Genomic DNA, 15,531 nt, shown 5'->3' with positions numbered 1-15,531 from the left:
ATGAAAAGCCGTTTGACCCCATTGCCGGACTGGAATCCGGACGACATCAAACAACTGGGACTGCCCGTCAAGCGGGTGGAGACCGACAGCCGCCGCGTGCTGCCCGGCGACGTGTTCCTGGCGTGCCCCGGCCTGCATTCCGACGGCCGCGACTACATCCAGGCCGCGCTGGCGAAAGGCGCGGCCGCGGTGTTGTGGGACGACGCCGACGGCTTCGCCTGGAATCCGCTGTGGCAGGCGCCCAATCTGGCGGTGCCGAATCTGCGCGAGCGCATCGGCATGCTGGCGGCCGAGGTCTACGGCCATCCCAGCCGCGCGCTGCGCGTGATCGGCATCACCGGCACCAATGGCAAGACCTCGATTTCTCACTGGCTGGCGCAGGCCTTCTCGCTGCTGGGCCAGAAGGCGGCGCTGATCGGCACCGTCGGCAACGGCTTTTACGGCGAACTGACCGAAACCACCCACACCACACCGGACCCGGTGACGGTGCAGCAGAAGCTGGCCGAATACCGCCGCCAAGGCGCGCACGTGGTGACCATGGAAGTGTCCAGCCACAGCCTGGACCAGGGCCGCGTCAATGGCGTGGACTTCGCCACCGCGGTGCTGACCAATCTGACTCGCGATCACCTGGACTACCACGGCTCGATGGAAGCCTACGGCGAATCCAAGAAGAAGCTGTTCTTCTGGGAAGGCCTGCAGCACGCGGTGATCAATGCCGACGATGCCTTCGGCCGCCAACTGGCCGCCGAAATCGACCCGGCTCAGACTCAAGTGGTGACTTACGGCCTTGAGCAGGGCGATGTGCGCCCGCTGGCGCTGGCCGCCACGCTGGACGGCCTGCAACTGACGGTGACCACGCCCTGGGGCGTCACCGATGTGCGCACCGGCCTGGTGGGCCGCTTCAACGCCGCCAATCTGCTGGCCTGTCTGGCCACGCTGTGCGTCAACGGCGTCAGCCTGCGCGACGCCGCCGCGGTGATGGCGCGCATCCAGCCGGCGCGCGGCCGCATGCAGAGCGTGGGCGGCGCGCATGAGCCGCTGGTGGTGATCGATTACGCCCACACGCCGGACGCGCTGGAAAAAGCCTTGTCCACGCTGGCCGAGATCCGTCCGGAAGGCGGCCGCCTGTTCTGCGTGTTCGGTTGCGGCGGCGACCGCGATCCGGGCAAGCGCCCGATGATGGGTGCCATCGCCGAGAAAATCGCCGACGTGGCGGTGCTGACCAGCGACAACCCGCGCACCGAAGACCCGCAAGCCATTCTGCGCGACGTGCTGGCCGGCATGCAACAACCCGGTCATGTAGAAGTAGACCGCGAAGCCGCCATCCACTGGGCGGTGAGCCAGGCGCGCGCCGGCGACGTGGTGCTGGTGGCCGGCAAGGGGCATGAGGAATACCAGGACATCGCCGGCGTCAAGCGGCCGTTCTCCGACTTCCGCGTGGCGGAAGAGGCGCTGACCGCCTGGGGGGAACGCGCATGATGACGCTGCTGCAGGCCGCCGAACTGGCCCGGGGCGCTTTGAGCGGCCCGGACGGCGACATCCTGCGCGTGGTGACCGACAGCCGCGAGGCCGGTACCGGCGATCTGTTCGTCGCGCTGAAGGGCGAGCGCTTCGACGCCCACGATTTCGTCGCCGAGGTGACGGCCAAGGGCGCGGCCGCGCTGGTGCGCGCGGATTTCGAGCTGCCGGGCGCCAGCCTGATCCGTGTGGACGACACCCGTCTGGCGCTGGGCCGGCTGGCGTCGGGCTGGGCGCAGCGTCTGCCGGCGCTGCGCATCGGCGTCACCGGCTCCAACGGCAAGACCACGGTCAAGGAAATGCTGGCCGCCATTCTGCGCCAATATGCAGGCGCGGACGCGGTGCTGGCCACTGCCGGCAACTTCAACAACGACATCGGCCTGCCGCTGACCCTGCTGCGGCTGACGCCGGCGCATCGCTACGCGGTGCTGGAGATGGGCATGAACCATCACGGCGAGCTCAGCTATCTGACCGGCCTGGCCCGGCCGCGCATCGCCTTGGTCAATAACGCGATGCGCGCCCACTTCGGCTACTTCGGCTCCACCGAGGAAGTGGCGCGCGCCAAGGCGGAAATCTTCGAAGGCCTGGACGCCGACGGCGTGGCGGTGCTCAACGCCGACGACGCCAATCTGGCGCTGTTCCGCCGCGCGGCGGACGGCCATCGCCAGATCGCCTTCGGCCTGGGCGCCGCAGCCGAGGTCCGCGCCGCCGACATCGAGCTGGACGCCTTGAGCAGCCGCTTCACGCTGCGCTGCGCCAACGGCGAACAGCGTATCGAATTGCCGGCGCCGGGCGAACACAATGTGCGCAACGCGCTGGCCGCCGCCAGCCTGGCCTTGGCCGCCGACGTGCCGCTGGCCGACATCGCCGCCGGCCTGGCCGCCTTCGGCGGCGCCAAGGGCCGTTTGCAGCTCAAGCAAAGCCCGCGCGGTCTGAGCGTGATCGACGACAGCTACAACGCCAACCCGGATTCGATGAAGGCCGGGATCGACGTGCTGACGCGCCTGCCGGCGCCGCGCTGCTTCGTGATGGGCGATATCGGCGAACTGGGCGATAGCGCCGACGCCTTGCACGCGGAAGTGGGCGAGTACGCGCGCGCGTGCGGCATCGACCTGCTGCTGACGCTGGGCGAGGTTTCGCGCCACGCCGCCGCCGCTTGCGGCGCGCGCGGCAAACATTTTGATTCGATTGACGAGTTGTACGAGTTTCTCGACCGGCAGTTGCCGTCGGGTGCCTCCGTTCTGGTCAAGGGGTCGCGCTTCATGCGCATGGAACGGGTGGTGGAACACCTGATGCAACAATTTAGAGAGGAACAATAACGTGCTGCTCTGGCTGGCTGAACTGCTGGGCTCCCACATCCGGGCCTTCAATGTCTTCAACTACATCACGCTGCGCGCGGTGATGGCGGCGCTGACCGCGTTGGCGATCTCGCTGCTGCTGGGACCGTGGGTGATTCGCAAGCTGACCGAACTCAAGGTGGGCCAGGCGGTGCGTCAGGACGGGCCGCAGACCCATCTGGTCAAGGCCGGCACCCCGACCATGGGCGGCTCGCTGATCCTGCTGGCCATCGGCCTGACCACGCTGCTGTGGGCGGACCTGTCGAATAAATACGTGTGGCTGCTGCTGGCGGTGATGTTCGGCACCGGCGCGCTAGGCTTTTACGACGACTGGCGCAAGGTGGTGTACAAGGACCCGAAAGGCGTGTCCGCCAAGTTCAAGATGGCCTGGCAGTCCGCCATCGCCATCGGCGCCGGCGTGTTCCTGATCGCCACCGCCAAGCTGCCGGCGTCCACCGAGCTGATCGTGCCCTTCGTCAAGACCGTCGCCTACCCGTTGGGCGCCATCGGTTTCTGCGTGCTCACCTATTTCGTCATCGTCGGCACCTCCAACGCGGTGAACCTGACCGACGGCCTCGACGGCCTGGCGGCGCTGCCCACCGTGCTGGTGGCCGCCGGCCTGTCCATCTTCGCCTATGTCGCCGGCCATGCGGTGTTTTCCAAGTATCTGGGCCTGCCCTTCATTCCCGGCGCCCACGAGGTGGTGGTGTTTTGCGCGGCGATGTGCGGCGCCTGCCTGGGCTTTTTGTGGTTCAACGCCTATCCGGCCCAAGTGTTCATGGGCGATGTCGGCGCGCTGGCGCTGGGCGCGGCGCTGGGCACGGTGGCGGTGATCGTGCGTCAGGAAATCGTGCTCTTGATCATGGGCGGCCTGTTCGTGATGGAAGCGCTGTCGGTGATGATTCAGGTGGCTTCGTTCAAGCTCACCGGCAAGCGAGTGTTCCGCATGGCGCCGTTGCACCATCACTATGAGTTGAAAGGCTGGAAGGAAACGCAAGTGGTGGTGCGTTTCTGGATCATCACCATGATGTTGGTGCTGGTCGGCCTGTCCACCATCAAGCTGCGTTGAGGAAGACTATGGACTACGCGAATCGTCACGTCGTGGTGGTGGGCTTGGGAGGCTCGGGCCTGGCGGCCGCGCGCTACCTGGCCGCGCACGGCGCGCGCGTGAGCGTGGCCGACGCCAAGCCGTCGGCCGAGCGCGTGGCCGAGCTGCGCGCCTTCCTGCCGCAGGCGGAAGTGCGCAGCGGCGACTTCAGCGCCCAGACCTTCGCCGACGCCGACCTGCTGGTGCTGAGCCCGGGCGTGCCGCTGAAGCATCCGGCCGTCGCCGCTTTCCGCCAAGCCGGCGGCGAGGTGATTGGCGATATCGAAGTGCTGGCGCGCGCGATCCGCGGCGATGGCAGCAAGGTGATCGCCATCACCGGCTCCAACGGCAAGAGCACCGTCACCAGCCTGGTCGGCCATTTGTGCGCCGCCGCCGGCCTGGACGCGGTGGTGGCCGGCAATATCGGCCTGGCGGTGCTGGAAGCGCAGCTGGAGCGCGAGCAAAGCGGCAAGCGCCCGGACGTATGGGTGTTGGAGTTGTCCAGTTTTCAACTGGAATCCACATTCACGCTGGAGGCTGATGCCGCCACGGTGCTGAATATTTCCGAGGACCACCTGGACCGCTACGACGATCTGCTGGACTACGCCCACACCAAGACCCGGGTGTTCCACGGCGCTGGCGCCCAGGTGCTGAACCGCGACGACGCGCTGGTGCGCGCGATGGTCCGGCCCGGCCGCGCGGTCCGGTGGTTCTCGCTGACACAGGATGCCGCATACGCGTTGCGGCAGGATGACGGCCGCTACTGGCTGAGCCTGGACGGTGAGCGGGCTTTCGATTGCGCCGAGATGAGCTTGCAGGGTCTGCACAACGCCGCCAACGCGCTGGCCGCGCTGGCCTTGTGCGAAGCCGTCGGCGCGCCGCGCGCCGCGCTGTTGAATGGGCTGAAAACTTTCCGTGGCCTGGAACATCGCGTCGAGCTGGTAGACGAAATCGGCTCGGTTGCGTTTATCGATGATTCCAAGGGCACCAATGTCGGCGCCACCGAGGCGGCGTTGAACGGCATGACGCGTCCGGTGGTGTTGATCGCCGGCGGCGACGGCAAGGGCCAGGACTTCGCGCCGCTGGCGCCGGCCTGCCGGCGCATCGCCCGCGCCGTGCTGCTGATCGGCCGCGACGCCGGCAAGATCCGCGCCGCGCTGGCCGCCACCGGCTTGCCGCTGCACGACTGCGCGACGCTGGAAGAAGCCACCCGCCGCGCGGCGGAACTGGCGCGGCCGGGCGATGTGGTGTTGCTGTCGCCGGCTTGCGCCAGCCTGGACATGTTCCGCAACTACGCGCACCGCGCCCAGGTGTTCATCGACACCGTGGCCGAGTGGAAGGCGCGGCAAGCGGAGGCGACGCGGCCATGATCGTGCACGGAGCCCGGCGCTACGCCGCCATCAAGCCGTTCGACGAAGCGCTGTCCTGGGCGCTGGCCCTGCTGCTGTCGATCAGCCTGGTGATGGTGTATTCGGCGTCCATCGCCTATGCCGAGGCCGACGCGGCCACGCACAACCGTTACTTCTACCTGATTCGTCACCTGATCTTCATGACGATAGGGCTGAGCGCGGCCTATATCGCCTTCCAGATCCCGACGGCGTTCTGGCAGAAGTATTCGGGCAAGATTTTTCTGATCGGCCTGGTGCTGCTGGTGCTGGTGTTGGTGCCCGGCATCGGCAAGATGGTCAACGGCTCGCGGCGCTGGATCAATCTGTTCGTGCTGAACCTGCAGCCGTCGGAAGTGATGAAGTTCGCCACCGTGCTGTACGCGGCGGATTACACCGTGCGCAAGAGCCATTTGCTGCACAGCCTGAAGGAAGGCTTCGCGCCGATGTTCGCCGCCATGGTGGTGGTGGCCTTCCTGCTGCTGCGTGAGCCGGACTTCGGCGCGCTGATGGTGGTGATGAGCATCGCGATGGGCGTGCTCTTCCTCGGCGGCATCAATATGCGCATCTTCAGCGGGCTGGCGGTGATGGCGGTGGGCGCCATCGTGGTGCTGATCATCTCCTCGCCGTATCGCTTGAAGCGGGTGCTGGGTTTCATGGACCCGTGGGACGACCCGTACGGCAAGGGCTACCAGCTGTCTCACTCCTTGATCGCCATCGGGCGCGGCGAGTGGTTCGGCGTCGGCCTGGGCGGCAGCATAGAGAAATTGTTTTACCTGCCGGAGGCGCACACCGACTTCATCATGGCGGTGATTTCGGAGGAGTTCGGCTTCATCGGCATCTGCGTGGTGATAGGCCTGTACGCCTGGATCGTGCGCCGCGCCTTTCACATCGGCGTGGAATCGAAAAAGCTGGAGCGCTACTACCAATCGCTGGTGGCGCAGGGCCTGGGCATCTGGCTCGGCATCCAGGTGTTTTTCAACATCGGGGTGAATATGGGCCTGCTGCCGACCAAGGGTTTGACCTTGCCGCTGATGTCTTTCGGCGGCTCGGCGATGTTGATGAATTTGATCGCGGTGGCGGTGCTGCTGCGGGTTGATTATGAAAATCGCCGCATCATGCGCGGCTACAAGGTTTGATGAAGATGGCGAATCGCACGGTCATGGTGATGGCGGCTGGCACGGGTGGACACATCGTCCCCGGTCTCGCCGTGGCCAAGGAATTGCAAAGCCGGGGCTGGAAGGTGGTGTGGCTGGGCACTCGCCGCGGCATGGAGAACAAGCTGGTGCCGCCAACCGGCATTCCGCTGGAGCGGCTGAACTTCCACGGCGTGCGCGGCAAGGGCTTGCTGGGCTCGCTCAAGGGTGCGCTGCAGCTGGTCGGCGCTTTCTTCAGCAGCGCGGCGCAGATTTTCCGCCATCGCCCGGACGTGGTGCTGGGCATGGGCGGTTATGTTTGCCTGCCCGGCGGCGTGATGGCGGGCCTGCTGTGGAAGCCGCTGGTCCTGGTCAACGCCGATGCAGGTCTGTTGTTGAGCAATAAGGCCTTGCTGCCCTTCGCCAAGAAACTGGCCTGCGGTTTCGACGGCGACGCGGCGCGCAACGGCAAGGCGCTGGTCACCGGCAATCCGGTGCGCGGCGAGATCGAGAGCATCGCCGCGCCGGCGGAGCGCTTCGCCGGCCGCAGCGGTCCGCTGAAGGTCTTGGTGGTGGGCGGCAGCCTGGGCGCCAAGGCATTGAACGAAACGCTGCCGCTGGCGATGGCCAAGTTGCTGGCCGACAAGCGGCCGCGACTGACGCATCAGACCGGCGAGGCGAATTTCGCCGCGGTCGAGGCCGCGTATCAGGCCGCGGGCCTGCGGGAACAGGTTGAACTGCTGCCCTTCGTCGACGATATGCCGCAGCGCCTGGCCGAATGCGACCTGGTGATCTGCCGCGCCGGCGCGATCACGGTCAGCGAATTGTGCGCGGCCGGCGTGCCCAGCGTGCTGGTGCCGCTGGTGGTGTCCACCACCGGCCATCAGCGCGACAACGCCGAGTGGATGGCGCAGGCCGGCGCGGCCTGGCATCTGCCGCAGAAGGAATTGAACGCCGACGGGCTCGCGAGCCTGCTGGCGGGTTTGGATAGAGACCAGTTGCTGGACAAGGCCGAACGCGCGCGCGCGCTGGCTCGTTCCGGCGCGGCCGGCCGGGTGGCCGACCTGTGCCAGCAGCTGGCCAGGGAATGACAGGGCGTCATACGAGCGCCCAAGCAGAGACACAGACATGAAACACAGGGTCAAACACATACATTTCGTCGGCATCGGCGGCGTCGGCATGTGCGGCATCGCCGAGGTGCTGCACGGCCTGGGCTTTACCGTGTCCGGTTCCGACATGGCGGAAAGCGCCACCAGCAAGCGGCTGATCGATCAGGGCATCCGTGTGTTCTACGGCCACGACGCCACCTATATGCACGGCGCCGACGTGGTGGTGACCTCCACCGCGGTCAAGGCCGACAACCCGGAAGTGCTGGAAGCGCGCGCCAACAAGATTCCGGTGATTCCGCGCGCGATGATGCTGGCGGAACTGATGCGCTTCAAGCAGGGCATCGCCATCGCCGGCACCCACGGCAAGACCACCACCACCAGCCTGACCGCCTCGGTGCTGGGTGCGGCCGGCCTGGACCCCACCTTCGTCATCGGCGGCAAGCTGACCGCGGCCGGCACCAATGCGCGCCTGGGTTCCGGCGAGTTCCTGGTGGCCGAGGCCGATGAATCGGACGCCTCCTTCCTGCATCTGACTCCGGTGATGGCGGTGGTGACCAATATCGACGCCGATCACATGGACACCTATGACCACAGCTTCGACAAGCTCAAGCAGGCCTTCGTCGACTTTCTGCAGCGGCTGCCGTTCTACGGCCGCGCGGTGCTGTGCGTGGATGACCCCAATGTGCGCGAGATCCGCGGCCGCATCACCAAGCCGGTGACCACCTACGGCCTGGACGACTCCGCCGACATCTACGCCGAGAACGTGCGCGCCGCCGCCGGCCAGATGCATTTCGACGTGGTGGTGAAGAACGGCAAGGAAGTGCGCTTCCCAGTGGTGTTGAACATGCCGGGCCGTCACAACGTGCTCAACGCGCTGTCCGCCATCGCCATCGGCCTGGAGTGCGGCGCCAGCGTGGAAGCGATCCAGCAAGGCCTGGCCGAGTTCGCCGGCGTCGGCCGCCGCTTCCAGCGCTACGGCGAAGTGCCGGCCAAGGCCGGCGGCAGCTTCACCCTGGTGGACGATTACGGCCATCACCCGGTGGAAATGGCCGCCACGCTGGCCGCGGTGCGCGGCGCCTTCCCGGACAAGCGCCTGGTGCTGGCCTTCCAGCCGCACCGCTATACCCGCACCCGGGACCTGTTCGAGGACTTCGTCAAAGTGCTGTCCGGCGTGGACGCGCTGCTGCTGTCCGAAGTCTATGCCGCCGGTGAAGCGCCCATCGTCGCCGCCGACGGCCGCGCCTTGGCGCGCGCGGTGCGGGTTTTGGGCAAGGTGGAGCCGGTGTTCGTCGAGGACATCGCCGAGATGCAGCAGACCATTTTCGATCAGGCTCGCGACGGCGACGTGGTGGTGACCATGGGCGCGGGCTCCATCGGCGCGGTGCCGGCCAAAGTGGCGGCGGGCGCGTGATGATGAATGACAAGGACAAGGCAATGAAGCAGTACGGCAAGGTGGCGGTGATGATGGGCGGCAGTTCCTCCGAGCGCGAAGTGTCGCTGATGAGCGGCGCCGGCGTGCTCGCGGCCCTGCAGTCCCGCGGCGTGAACGCCCATAAGTTCGATCCGTCGGAACAGCCGCTGAGCGCGTTGAAGGAAGAAGGCTTCGACCGCGTGTTCAACATCCTGCACGGCCCCTTCGGCGAAGACGGCACCTTGCAGGGGGTGCTGGAAAGCATGGGCCTGCCGTATACCGGTTGCGGCGTGATGGCGTCGGCGATCTGCATGGACAAATGGCGCACCAAGCTGTTGTGGCAGGGCGCTGGCCTGCCTATCCCTGAATTCGAGCTGCTGGACGAACACAGCGATTTCGCCGCGGTGGAGGCCAAGCTGGGCCTGCCCATCTTCGTCAAGCCGGCCACCGAGGGTTCCAGCATAGGGGTGACCAAGGTCAAGCAGCCGGGCGCACTGAAGGCGGCGTTCGAGGAAGCGCGCAAATACGACAGCATCGTGATCGCCGAGCGTTTCATCGGCGGCGGCGAATACACCTGTGCGGTGATAGGCGACACGGCGTATCCGACCATCAAGATCGAGCCGGCGACCGAGTTCTACGACTACGACGCCAAGTATTTCCGCGACGACACCGTTTACCGCTGCCCGTCCGGACTGAGCGAAGACATTGAGCGGCGCGCGCGCGAGCTGTCGCTGGCCGCATTCCGCGTGCTGGGCGGCCGCGGCTGGGGCCGAGTGGATTTCCTGATGGACGAGGCCGGCGGCATTTACCTGCTGGAAGCCAACACCAATCCGGGCATGACCAGCCACAGCCTGGTGCCGATGGCGGCGCGGGCGATGGGCATCAGTTACGAGGACTTGTGCCTCAAGGTTCTGGATATGGTGCATGTGGGATAACCATCAGCTGCTTAGAGGCCTGGCCAACTTGATGCTGGCCGCCACCGCGCTGATGTTGCTGTACGCAGGAGGGTTCTGGTTGACGCACGCGCCGGTGTTTCCGGTGAAGAAGATCCAGATTCGCGGCGACATGAAACGCGTGACGCCGGAACAGCTGAAGTTCATTGCCGAGCACGAGTTGTCCGGCACCTTCTTCACGCTGGACATCGACAAGACGCGGGCGGCCTTCGGCAAATTGCCGTGGGTGCGGGATGCCCAGGTGCGGCGGCGCTGGCCGGACGCGCTGGACATCTCGGTGGAAGAGCATGTGGCGCTTGCGCGCTGGGGAGAGAACGGCCTGGTCAATACCCGAGGAGAGCGGTTCGACGCCGCCAGCGACCAGGACCTGCCGGTGTTTTACGGGCCGGCGGGGGCAGAGAAGGACATGAGCGAAATGCTGGGAGGGCTGCGCCAGGATCTGGCGCCGGCGGGCGTCAAGCCGGCGGCGCTGTGGCTGTCCAGCCGCCGCGCCTGGAAAGTGGGGCTGGACAACCAGGTGCAGCTGGAGCTGGGACGCAACGACGTGAGTCCGCGCGCCCGCCGCTTCGCCCAGTACTGGAAGAGCAAATTGGCGGCGCTGCCGTACTCCATTGAGTACGTTGATATGCGCTACCCGAATGGATTCGCCGTGCGGATGCCCGATTACAAGGCGCCGCCGGCCAAGGGAAACAAGTAATTAGCAGTTGGAGCGACAGGTGAGCAAACCAAAGGAAAGCAAGAACATGCTGGTTGGCCTCGACATCGGCACATCCAAGATTGTGGCGATCGTCGCAGAAGTCCTGGAGGACGGCCAACTCAATATCGTCGGCATGGGCCACACCCCGTCGCGCGGTTTGAAGCGCGGCATGGTGGTGAACATCGAATCCACGGTGCAGGCCATCCAGCGCGCGCTGGAAGAGGCGGAACTGATGGCCGACTGCAAAATTCACGAGGTGTTCGCCGGCATCGCCGGCAGTCACATCAAGAGCGTGAACTCGCACGGCATGGTGGCGATCAAGGATCGCGAAGTCACCAAGATGGACATCGACCGCGTGATTGAAACCGCGCGCGCGGTGACCATTCCGCCTGACCACCAGGTGCTGCACATCCTGACCCAGGAATACAGCATCGACGGTCAGGAAGGCGTGCGCGAACCGCTGGGCATGAGCGGCGTGCGGCTGGAAGCCAAGGTGCACATCGTCACCGGCGCGGTGTCCGCCGCGCAGAACGTGACCAAGTGCGTGCGCCGCTGCGGCCTGGAAGTGTCCGACCTGGTGCTGCAGCCGATGGCTTCCGCCATCGCGGTGCTGTCGGAAGACGAAAAAGACTTGGGCGTTTGCCTGATCGACATCGGCGGCGGCACCACCGACATCGCGGTCTACGCCAACGGCGCGATCCGCCACACCGCGGTGATTCCGATCGCCGGCGACCAGATCACCAACGACATCGCCATGGCCTTGCGCACCCCGACCAAGGAAGCCGAGGACATCAAGATCCAGCACGCGGTGGCGCTGGTGGCGATGGCCGATCCCAGCCAGATGATAGAAGTGCCGGGCGTGGGCGAGCGCGGGCCGCGGCAGATGTCGCGCGCCACGCTGGCCGAAGTGGTGGAGCCGCGGGTGGAAGAGTTGTTCCAGCTGGTGCAGCAGGAACTGCGCCGCAGCGGTTTTGAGGATTTGCTGTCCTCCGGCATCGTGCTCACCGGCGGCGCCAGCCTGATGCCGGGCATGGTGGAGCTGGCGGAAGAAGTGTTCCACATGCCGGTGCGCGTCGGCGTGCCCAAGTATGTGGGCGGCCTGGCGGAAGTGGTGAAGACCCCGCGCTTCTCCACCGGCGTCGGCCTGCTGTTGTACGGCAAGGACCAGATTCAAACGCATGCAGGCCCCAAGGTGGAGACGGCGGGTGTGGGCCAGATGTTCACGCGCATGAAGGCGTGGTTTGCTGGCAATTTTTAAGAGTTTGTTGACGATCCGCGGATCGTGAACATTGTACTAAGCGCTACGCGGCCGGCGCACTCGCTGGCCACGATAGCGATCGGGCAGATGTATCTGAAGTAGGTAGCTCATCTTTATTGAGGAGAGAAAAATGAGCGGAATGGTCTTCGAAGTTATGCAAGAAACCGCCAATGTGGCGATCATCAAAGTCATCGGCGTCGGCGGCGGCGGTTGCAACGCCATCGACAATATGATTGAAGGCAATGTGCACGGCGTGGAATTCATCTGCGCCAACACCGACGCCCAATCGCTGCTGCGCAACAAGTCGCCGCAGAAACTGCAGCTGGGCAACAACCTGACCCGCGGCCTGGGCGCGGGCGCCAACCCGGAAGTGGGCCGCAGCGCGGCGCTGGAAGACCGCGAACGCATCGCCGAGATGCTGCGCGGCTCCAATATGGTGTTCGTCACCGCCGGCATGGGCGGCGGCACCGGCACCGGCGCGGCGCCCGTTGTCGCCGAAGTGGCCAAGGAAATGGGCATCCTGACCGTGGGCGTGGTCACTCGTCCGTTCGAGCACGAAGGCAAGCGCATGAAAGTGGCGCAGAACGGCATCGAGGATCTGAAAAAGCACGTTGATTCGCTGATCGTGATCCCCAATGAAAAACTGATGGAAGTGCTGGGCGACGACGTGACCATGCGCGAAGCCTTCCGCGCCGCCGACGACGTGCTCAAGGGCGCGGTGGCCGGCATCGCCGAAGTGATCACTTGCCCGGGCCTGATCAACGTCGACTTCGCCGACGTGCGCACCGTGATGAGCGAAATGGGCTTGGCGATGATGGGTTCCGCCTACGCCTCCGGCATCGACCGCGCTCGCGTGGCCGCCGAGCAGGCCGTGGCCAGCCCGCTGCTGGACAACATCACGCTGGAAGGCGCGCGCGGCGTGCTGGTCAACATCTCCACCGCGCCTGGCTGCCTGAAGATGAGCGAGTATCGCGAAATCATGGGCATCGTGCGCCAGTACGCGGATGAAGATGCGCAGATCAAGTTCGGCACCGCCGAAGTGGAAGACATGCCGGAAGACACCATCCGCGTGACCCTGATCGCCACCGGCCTGGGCCAGAAGAAGACCGCGCGCAATACCGAGGAGCGTCCGGAATACATCAAGATCGTCAAGACCGGCACCGACGACCGCGCGGTGGAAGTGGTCAGCTACGACGACTTCGACACCCCGGCCATCATGCGCCAGGGCCGTCGCCGCGCCGCGCCGTCCATGGACTTCTCCAACCCGGAAGTGAGCGAAAGCTATGACATCCCGGCCTTCCTGCGCAAGCAGGCGGACTGAGGCGGAGCCGCTATAGAAGAAAGCTATTTCGTACTGCAAATCAATCAATAAAGTGCGGTTTTTGACTGTGCTAGAATCGGGCATTCCCATTTGTTCGAGATGCCCGACATGATATTGCAGCGCACGCTGAAACAAGCGATAAGCGCCACGGGTGTGGGTTTGCACTCCGGCGAGCGGGTGAAGCTCACCCTGCTGCCGGCCGCGCCCGACACCGGGATCGTCTTTCGCCGCACCGACTTGCCCGAGCCGGTGGAGGTGAAGGTGGATCCATCGCTCGTCAACGACACGCGACTCTCCTCCACGCTGGTGACAGACACCGGCGTGCGTGTCGGCACGATCGAGCATTTGATGTCGGCCCTGGCGGGCTTTGGCATCGACAACCTCGTGATTGAGGTCACGGCGGCGGAGATCCCCATCATGGACGGATCCGCCGCTCCTTTCATTTACCTGCTGCAGACCGCGGGCGTGGTCGAGCAGGGCGCCAAGAAGCGCTTCATCCGCGTCACCCAGACGGTGGAGGTGGAAGAGCGCGGCGTGTGGGTGAAGCTGGAGCCGCACGAGGGCTTCAAGGTCACGCTGTCCATCGACTTCAACCATCCGGCCTTCAATCTGGCGCCGCAGACGGTGGCGGTGGATTTCGCGCGTCATTCCTATACCGACGAGATCAGCCGCGCGCGCACCTTCGGCTTCATGCACGAGGTGGAGTACATGCGCAACCACGGCCTGGGCCGCGGCGGCAGCCTGGACAACGCCATCGTCATCGACGATGAATACGTGCTGAATCCGGAAGGCCTGCGTTTCCCGGACGAATTCGTTCGCCACAAAATCCTGGACGCCATCGGCGACCTCTACATCATCGGCCACCCGTTGATCGCTGCCTTCTCCGGCCACAAATCCGGCCACGCGATGAACAACAAGCTGTTGCGCAAGCTGCTGGAGACGCCGGAAGCGTGGGAATACGTCAGCTACGACGACCCGCTGGACGCGCCGTCCAGCTTCCACCGGCTGCCGGAGGTGGCCTAGCGGTGTTTGGTTTCTGGCGCCTGTGGCTGCTCGTCACCATCCTGCTGCTGGGCTGGGCAGGCGTCTGTTATCTATTGACCCGCAATCCGCTCTACCTGCGCTACCTCGGCCGCATCGCCCGCTGGAGCGGCGGCCTGGTGGTGCTGGTCAGCGTCTTCTGGCTGATTTACCGGCTGCTGTCCTAGCAGGCCGGAGGAGTGATGAACCCATGTCCGAATTGACTCATTTCGACGCCGGCGGCCAGGCCCATATGGTCGACGTCGGCGCCAAGGCGCACAGCCGCCGCCGCGCGGTGGCCGAAGGCCGCATCCGCATGTTGCCCGCCACCTTCGCGCTGGTGAAGGATGGCGGCCATAAAAAAGGCGATGTGCTCGGCATCGCCCGCATCGCCGCGATCATGGCGTCCAAGAAGGCCGCGGACCTGATCCCGCTCTGCCACCCGATCGCGCTGACCCGCGTGGCGGTGGACTTCGAACTGCTGGAGGCCGATAGCGCCGTGCGCATCGAAGTCACCGCGGAATGTAGCGGCCAGACCGGGGTGGAAATGGAAGCGCTGACCGCCGCCAATGTCGGCCTGCTGACCATTTACGATATGTGCAAGGCGGTGGATCGCGGCATGGTCATCGACGGCGTGCGGCTGCTGGAGAAAGAGGGCGGCAAGAGCGGGCATTGGCGGGTGGAAGGCTGACGGTCCACGCAGGGCGGCAAACAAGAGCCTTACCTTGTATGCTGTGTATACATTGTGGTTTCAGGAGGAGTTGCCATGAGTGTCATGTCCGTGAGAGTGGCCGATGATGTCGCCCAGCAACTCGAAGCTTTGGCGCATGCGACCGGTCGCAGCAAATCATTCCTGGTGACGCAAGCCATCGGCGATTATCTGGAGCGTGAGGCTTGGCAGGTGCAGGCTATTGAGGCGGGCTTGAAGGAAGCGGATGCCGGCGATTTCGCTTCCTCCGACGAAGTGAGCGCATTCTTCGCCAAGCATGGAGCATAAGTGCGGCTCGTCTGGCTGCGGAGCGCGCTGCAAAATCTCCAGCAAGAGGCAGAGTTCATCGCCGAGGAAAACCCTGCCGCGGCCGCCGCCCTGGTGAGGGCGGTCAGAGCCGCAACCAAGCATCTGGCGGATTTTCCCGAGACAGGCAGACCTGGACGCGTCCCTGGCACGCGCGAACTGGTGCTGGAAGGCTACCCCTACCTGATTCCCTATCGGGTCAAGGACGATCAGGTTCAAATTCTCCGCATATTCCATACCCGCCGTCGGCCGCCCAAACGTTGGTGAGTATTGGCGCTGGTTGG

At 65.3% G+C, this 15,531-nt stretch carries 16 protein-coding genes; all 16 read left to right on the top strand.

From position 1 onward, the window contains the following. The 16 genes from VI26_RS03500 (at window position 1) to VI26_RS03425 (ending at window position 15,514) form a co-directional block, all read left to right on the top strand. Window positions 1-1,479: a UDP-N-acetylmuramoyl-L-alanyl-D-glutamate--2,6-diaminopimelate ligase gene (locus tag VI26_RS03500; protein WP_048408357.1), complete on the top strand. Its 1,479-nt coding sequence runs from the start codon at window positions 1-3 to the stop codon at window positions 1,477-1,479. After that, entirely contained in the window at window positions 1,476-2,837 is a 1,362-nt protein-coding gene (gene murF / locus VI26_RS03495; RefSeq protein WP_048408356.1) for a UDP-N-acetylmuramoyl-tripeptide--D-alanyl-D-alanine ligase, read from the top strand. The genes VI26_RS03500 and murF overlap by 4 nt, the downstream gene beginning before the upstream one ends. A 1-nt stretch (window position 2,838) precedes the next feature. Then, on the top strand, window positions 2,839-3,924 hold the full coding sequence (gene mraY, locus VI26_RS03490) for a phospho-N-acetylmuramoyl-pentapeptide-transferase (RefSeq protein WP_048408355.1): 1,086 nt from the start codon (window positions 2,839-2,841) through the stop codon (window positions 3,922-3,924). Window positions 3,925-3,932: 8 nt separating this feature from the next. Beyond that, on the top strand, window positions 3,933-5,312 hold the full coding sequence (gene murD, locus VI26_RS03485) for a UDP-N-acetylmuramoyl-L-alanine--D-glutamate ligase (RefSeq protein ID WP_048408354.1): 1,380 nt from the start codon (window positions 3,933-3,935) through the stop codon (window positions 5,310-5,312). Beyond that, on the top strand, window positions 5,309-6,466 hold the full coding sequence (gene ftsW, locus VI26_RS03480) for a putative lipid II flippase FtsW (RefSeq protein WP_048408353.1): 1,158 nt from the start codon (window positions 5,309-5,311) through the stop codon (window positions 6,464-6,466). Before murD ends, ftsW begins: the two co-directional genes overlap by 4 nt. A gap of 5 nt (window positions 6,467-6,471) precedes the next feature. After that, entirely contained in the window at window positions 6,472-7,554 is a 1,083-nt protein-coding gene (gene murG, locus VI26_RS03475) for an undecaprenyldiphospho-muramoylpentapeptide beta-N-acetylglucosaminyltransferase (RefSeq protein ID WP_048408434.1), read from the top strand. A 37-nt stretch (window positions 7,555-7,591) separates the two neighbouring features. Continuing rightward, on the top strand, window positions 7,592-8,983 hold the full coding sequence (murC, locus tag VI26_RS03470) for a UDP-N-acetylmuramate--L-alanine ligase (protein WP_048408352.1): 1,392 nt from the start codon (window positions 7,592-7,594) through the stop codon (window positions 8,981-8,983). A gap of 23 nt (window positions 8,984-9,006) precedes the next feature. Further along, complete coding sequence (locus VI26_RS03465; RefSeq protein WP_048408433.1) at window positions 9,007-9,918, top strand: D-alanine--D-alanine ligase; 912 nt, start codon at window positions 9,007-9,009, stop codon at window positions 9,916-9,918. Further along, complete coding sequence (locus VI26_RS03460) at window positions 9,908-10,633, top strand: cell division protein FtsQ/DivIB (RefSeq protein ID WP_048408351.1); 726 nt, start codon at window positions 9,908-9,910, stop codon at window positions 10,631-10,633. The genes VI26_RS03465 and VI26_RS03460 overlap by 11 nt, the downstream gene beginning before the upstream one ends. Window positions 10,634-10,679: 46 nt before the next feature. Continuing rightward, the gene (gene ftsA / locus VI26_RS03455; RefSeq protein WP_197081372.1) at window positions 10,680-11,891 is read left to right on the top strand and encodes a cell division protein FtsA; all 1,212 of its coding nucleotides are present in this window, start codon (window positions 10,680-10,682) and stop codon (window positions 11,889-11,891) included. A 130-nt stretch (window positions 11,892-12,021) separates the two neighbouring features. After that, entirely contained in the window at window positions 12,022-13,212 is a 1,191-nt protein-coding gene (gene ftsZ, locus VI26_RS03450; RefSeq protein WP_048408349.1) for a cell division protein FtsZ, read from the top strand. Between the two features lie 111 nt (window positions 13,213-13,323). Continuing rightward, window positions 13,324-14,235, top strand: a complete 912-nt coding sequence (lpxC, locus tag VI26_RS03445) for a UDP-3-O-acyl-N-acetylglucosamine deacetylase (RefSeq protein WP_048408432.1) — start codon at window positions 13,324-13,326, stop codon at window positions 14,233-14,235. 2 nt (window positions 14,236-14,237) lie between these two features. Further along, the gene (locus VI26_RS03440; RefSeq protein ID WP_048408348.1) at window positions 14,238-14,420 is read left to right on the top strand and encodes a hypothetical protein; all 183 of its coding nucleotides are present in this window, start codon (window positions 14,238-14,240) and stop codon (window positions 14,418-14,420) included. Window positions 14,421-14,443: 23 nt separating this feature from the next. Continuing rightward, complete coding sequence (moaC, locus tag VI26_RS03435) at window positions 14,444-14,923, top strand: cyclic pyranopterin monophosphate synthase MoaC (protein WP_048408347.1); 480 nt, start codon at window positions 14,444-14,446, stop codon at window positions 14,921-14,923. A 75-nt stretch (window positions 14,924-14,998) separates the two neighbouring features. Then, window positions 14,999-15,229: a CopG family ribbon-helix-helix protein gene (locus tag VI26_RS03430; protein ID WP_048408346.1), complete on the top strand. Its 231-nt coding sequence runs from the start codon at window positions 14,999-15,001 to the stop codon at window positions 15,227-15,229. After that, complete coding sequence (locus VI26_RS03425) at window positions 15,230-15,514, top strand: type II toxin-antitoxin system RelE/ParE family toxin (RefSeq protein WP_048408345.1); 285 nt, start codon at window positions 15,230-15,232, stop codon at window positions 15,512-15,514. Window positions 15,515-15,531: the final 17 nt, after the last annotated feature.

Source organism: Chromobacterium sp. LK1 (assembly GCF_001043555.1).
GTDB lineage: Bacteria > Pseudomonadota > Gammaproteobacteria > Burkholderiales > Chromobacteriaceae > Chromobacterium > Chromobacterium aquaticum.
This window is presented reverse-complemented; position numbering and strand designations above follow the sequence as displayed.

Bases quoted from the DNA above. Each gene is read 5' to 3' on its own strand.
- VI26_RS03500 (WP_048408357.1), top strand. From the start codon at position 1: ATGAAAAGCCGTTTGACCCCATTGCCGGACTGGAATCCGGACGACATC.
- murF (WP_048408356.1), top strand. From the start codon at position 1,476: ATGATGACGCTGCTGCAGGCCGCCGAACTGGCCCGGGGCGCTTTGAGC.
- murD (WP_048408354.1), top strand. From the start codon at position 3,933: ATGGACTACGCGAATCGTCACGTCGTGGTGGTGGGCTTGGGAGGCTCG.
- ftsW (WP_048408353.1), top strand. From the start codon at position 5,309: ATGATCGTGCACGGAGCCCGGCGCTACGCCGCCATCAAGCCGTTCGAC.
- murG (WP_048408434.1), top strand. From the start codon at position 6,472: ATGGCGAATCGCACGGTCATGGTGATGGCGGCTGGCACGGGTGGACAC.
- murC (WP_048408352.1), top strand. From the start codon at position 7,592: ATGAAACACAGGGTCAAACACATACATTTCGTCGGCATCGGCGGCGTC.
- VI26_RS03465 (WP_048408433.1), top strand. From the start codon at position 9,007: ATGAAGCAGTACGGCAAGGTGGCGGTGATGATGGGCGGCAGTTCCTCC.
- VI26_RS03460 (WP_048408351.1), top strand. From the start codon at position 9,908: ATGTGGGATAACCATCAGCTGCTTAGAGGCCTGGCCAACTTGATGCTG.
- ftsA (WP_197081372.1), top strand. From the start codon at position 10,680: ATGCTGGTTGGCCTCGACATCGGCACATCCAAGATTGTGGCGATCGTC.
- ftsZ (WP_048408349.1), top strand. From the start codon at position 12,022: ATGAGCGGAATGGTCTTCGAAGTTATGCAAGAAACCGCCAATGTGGCG.
- moaC (WP_048408347.1), top strand. From the start codon at position 14,444: ATGTCCGAATTGACTCATTTCGACGCCGGCGGCCAGGCCCATATGGTC.
- VI26_RS03430 (WP_048408346.1), top strand. From the start codon at position 14,999: ATGAGTGTCATGTCCGTGAGAGTGGCCGATGATGTCGCCCAGCAACTC.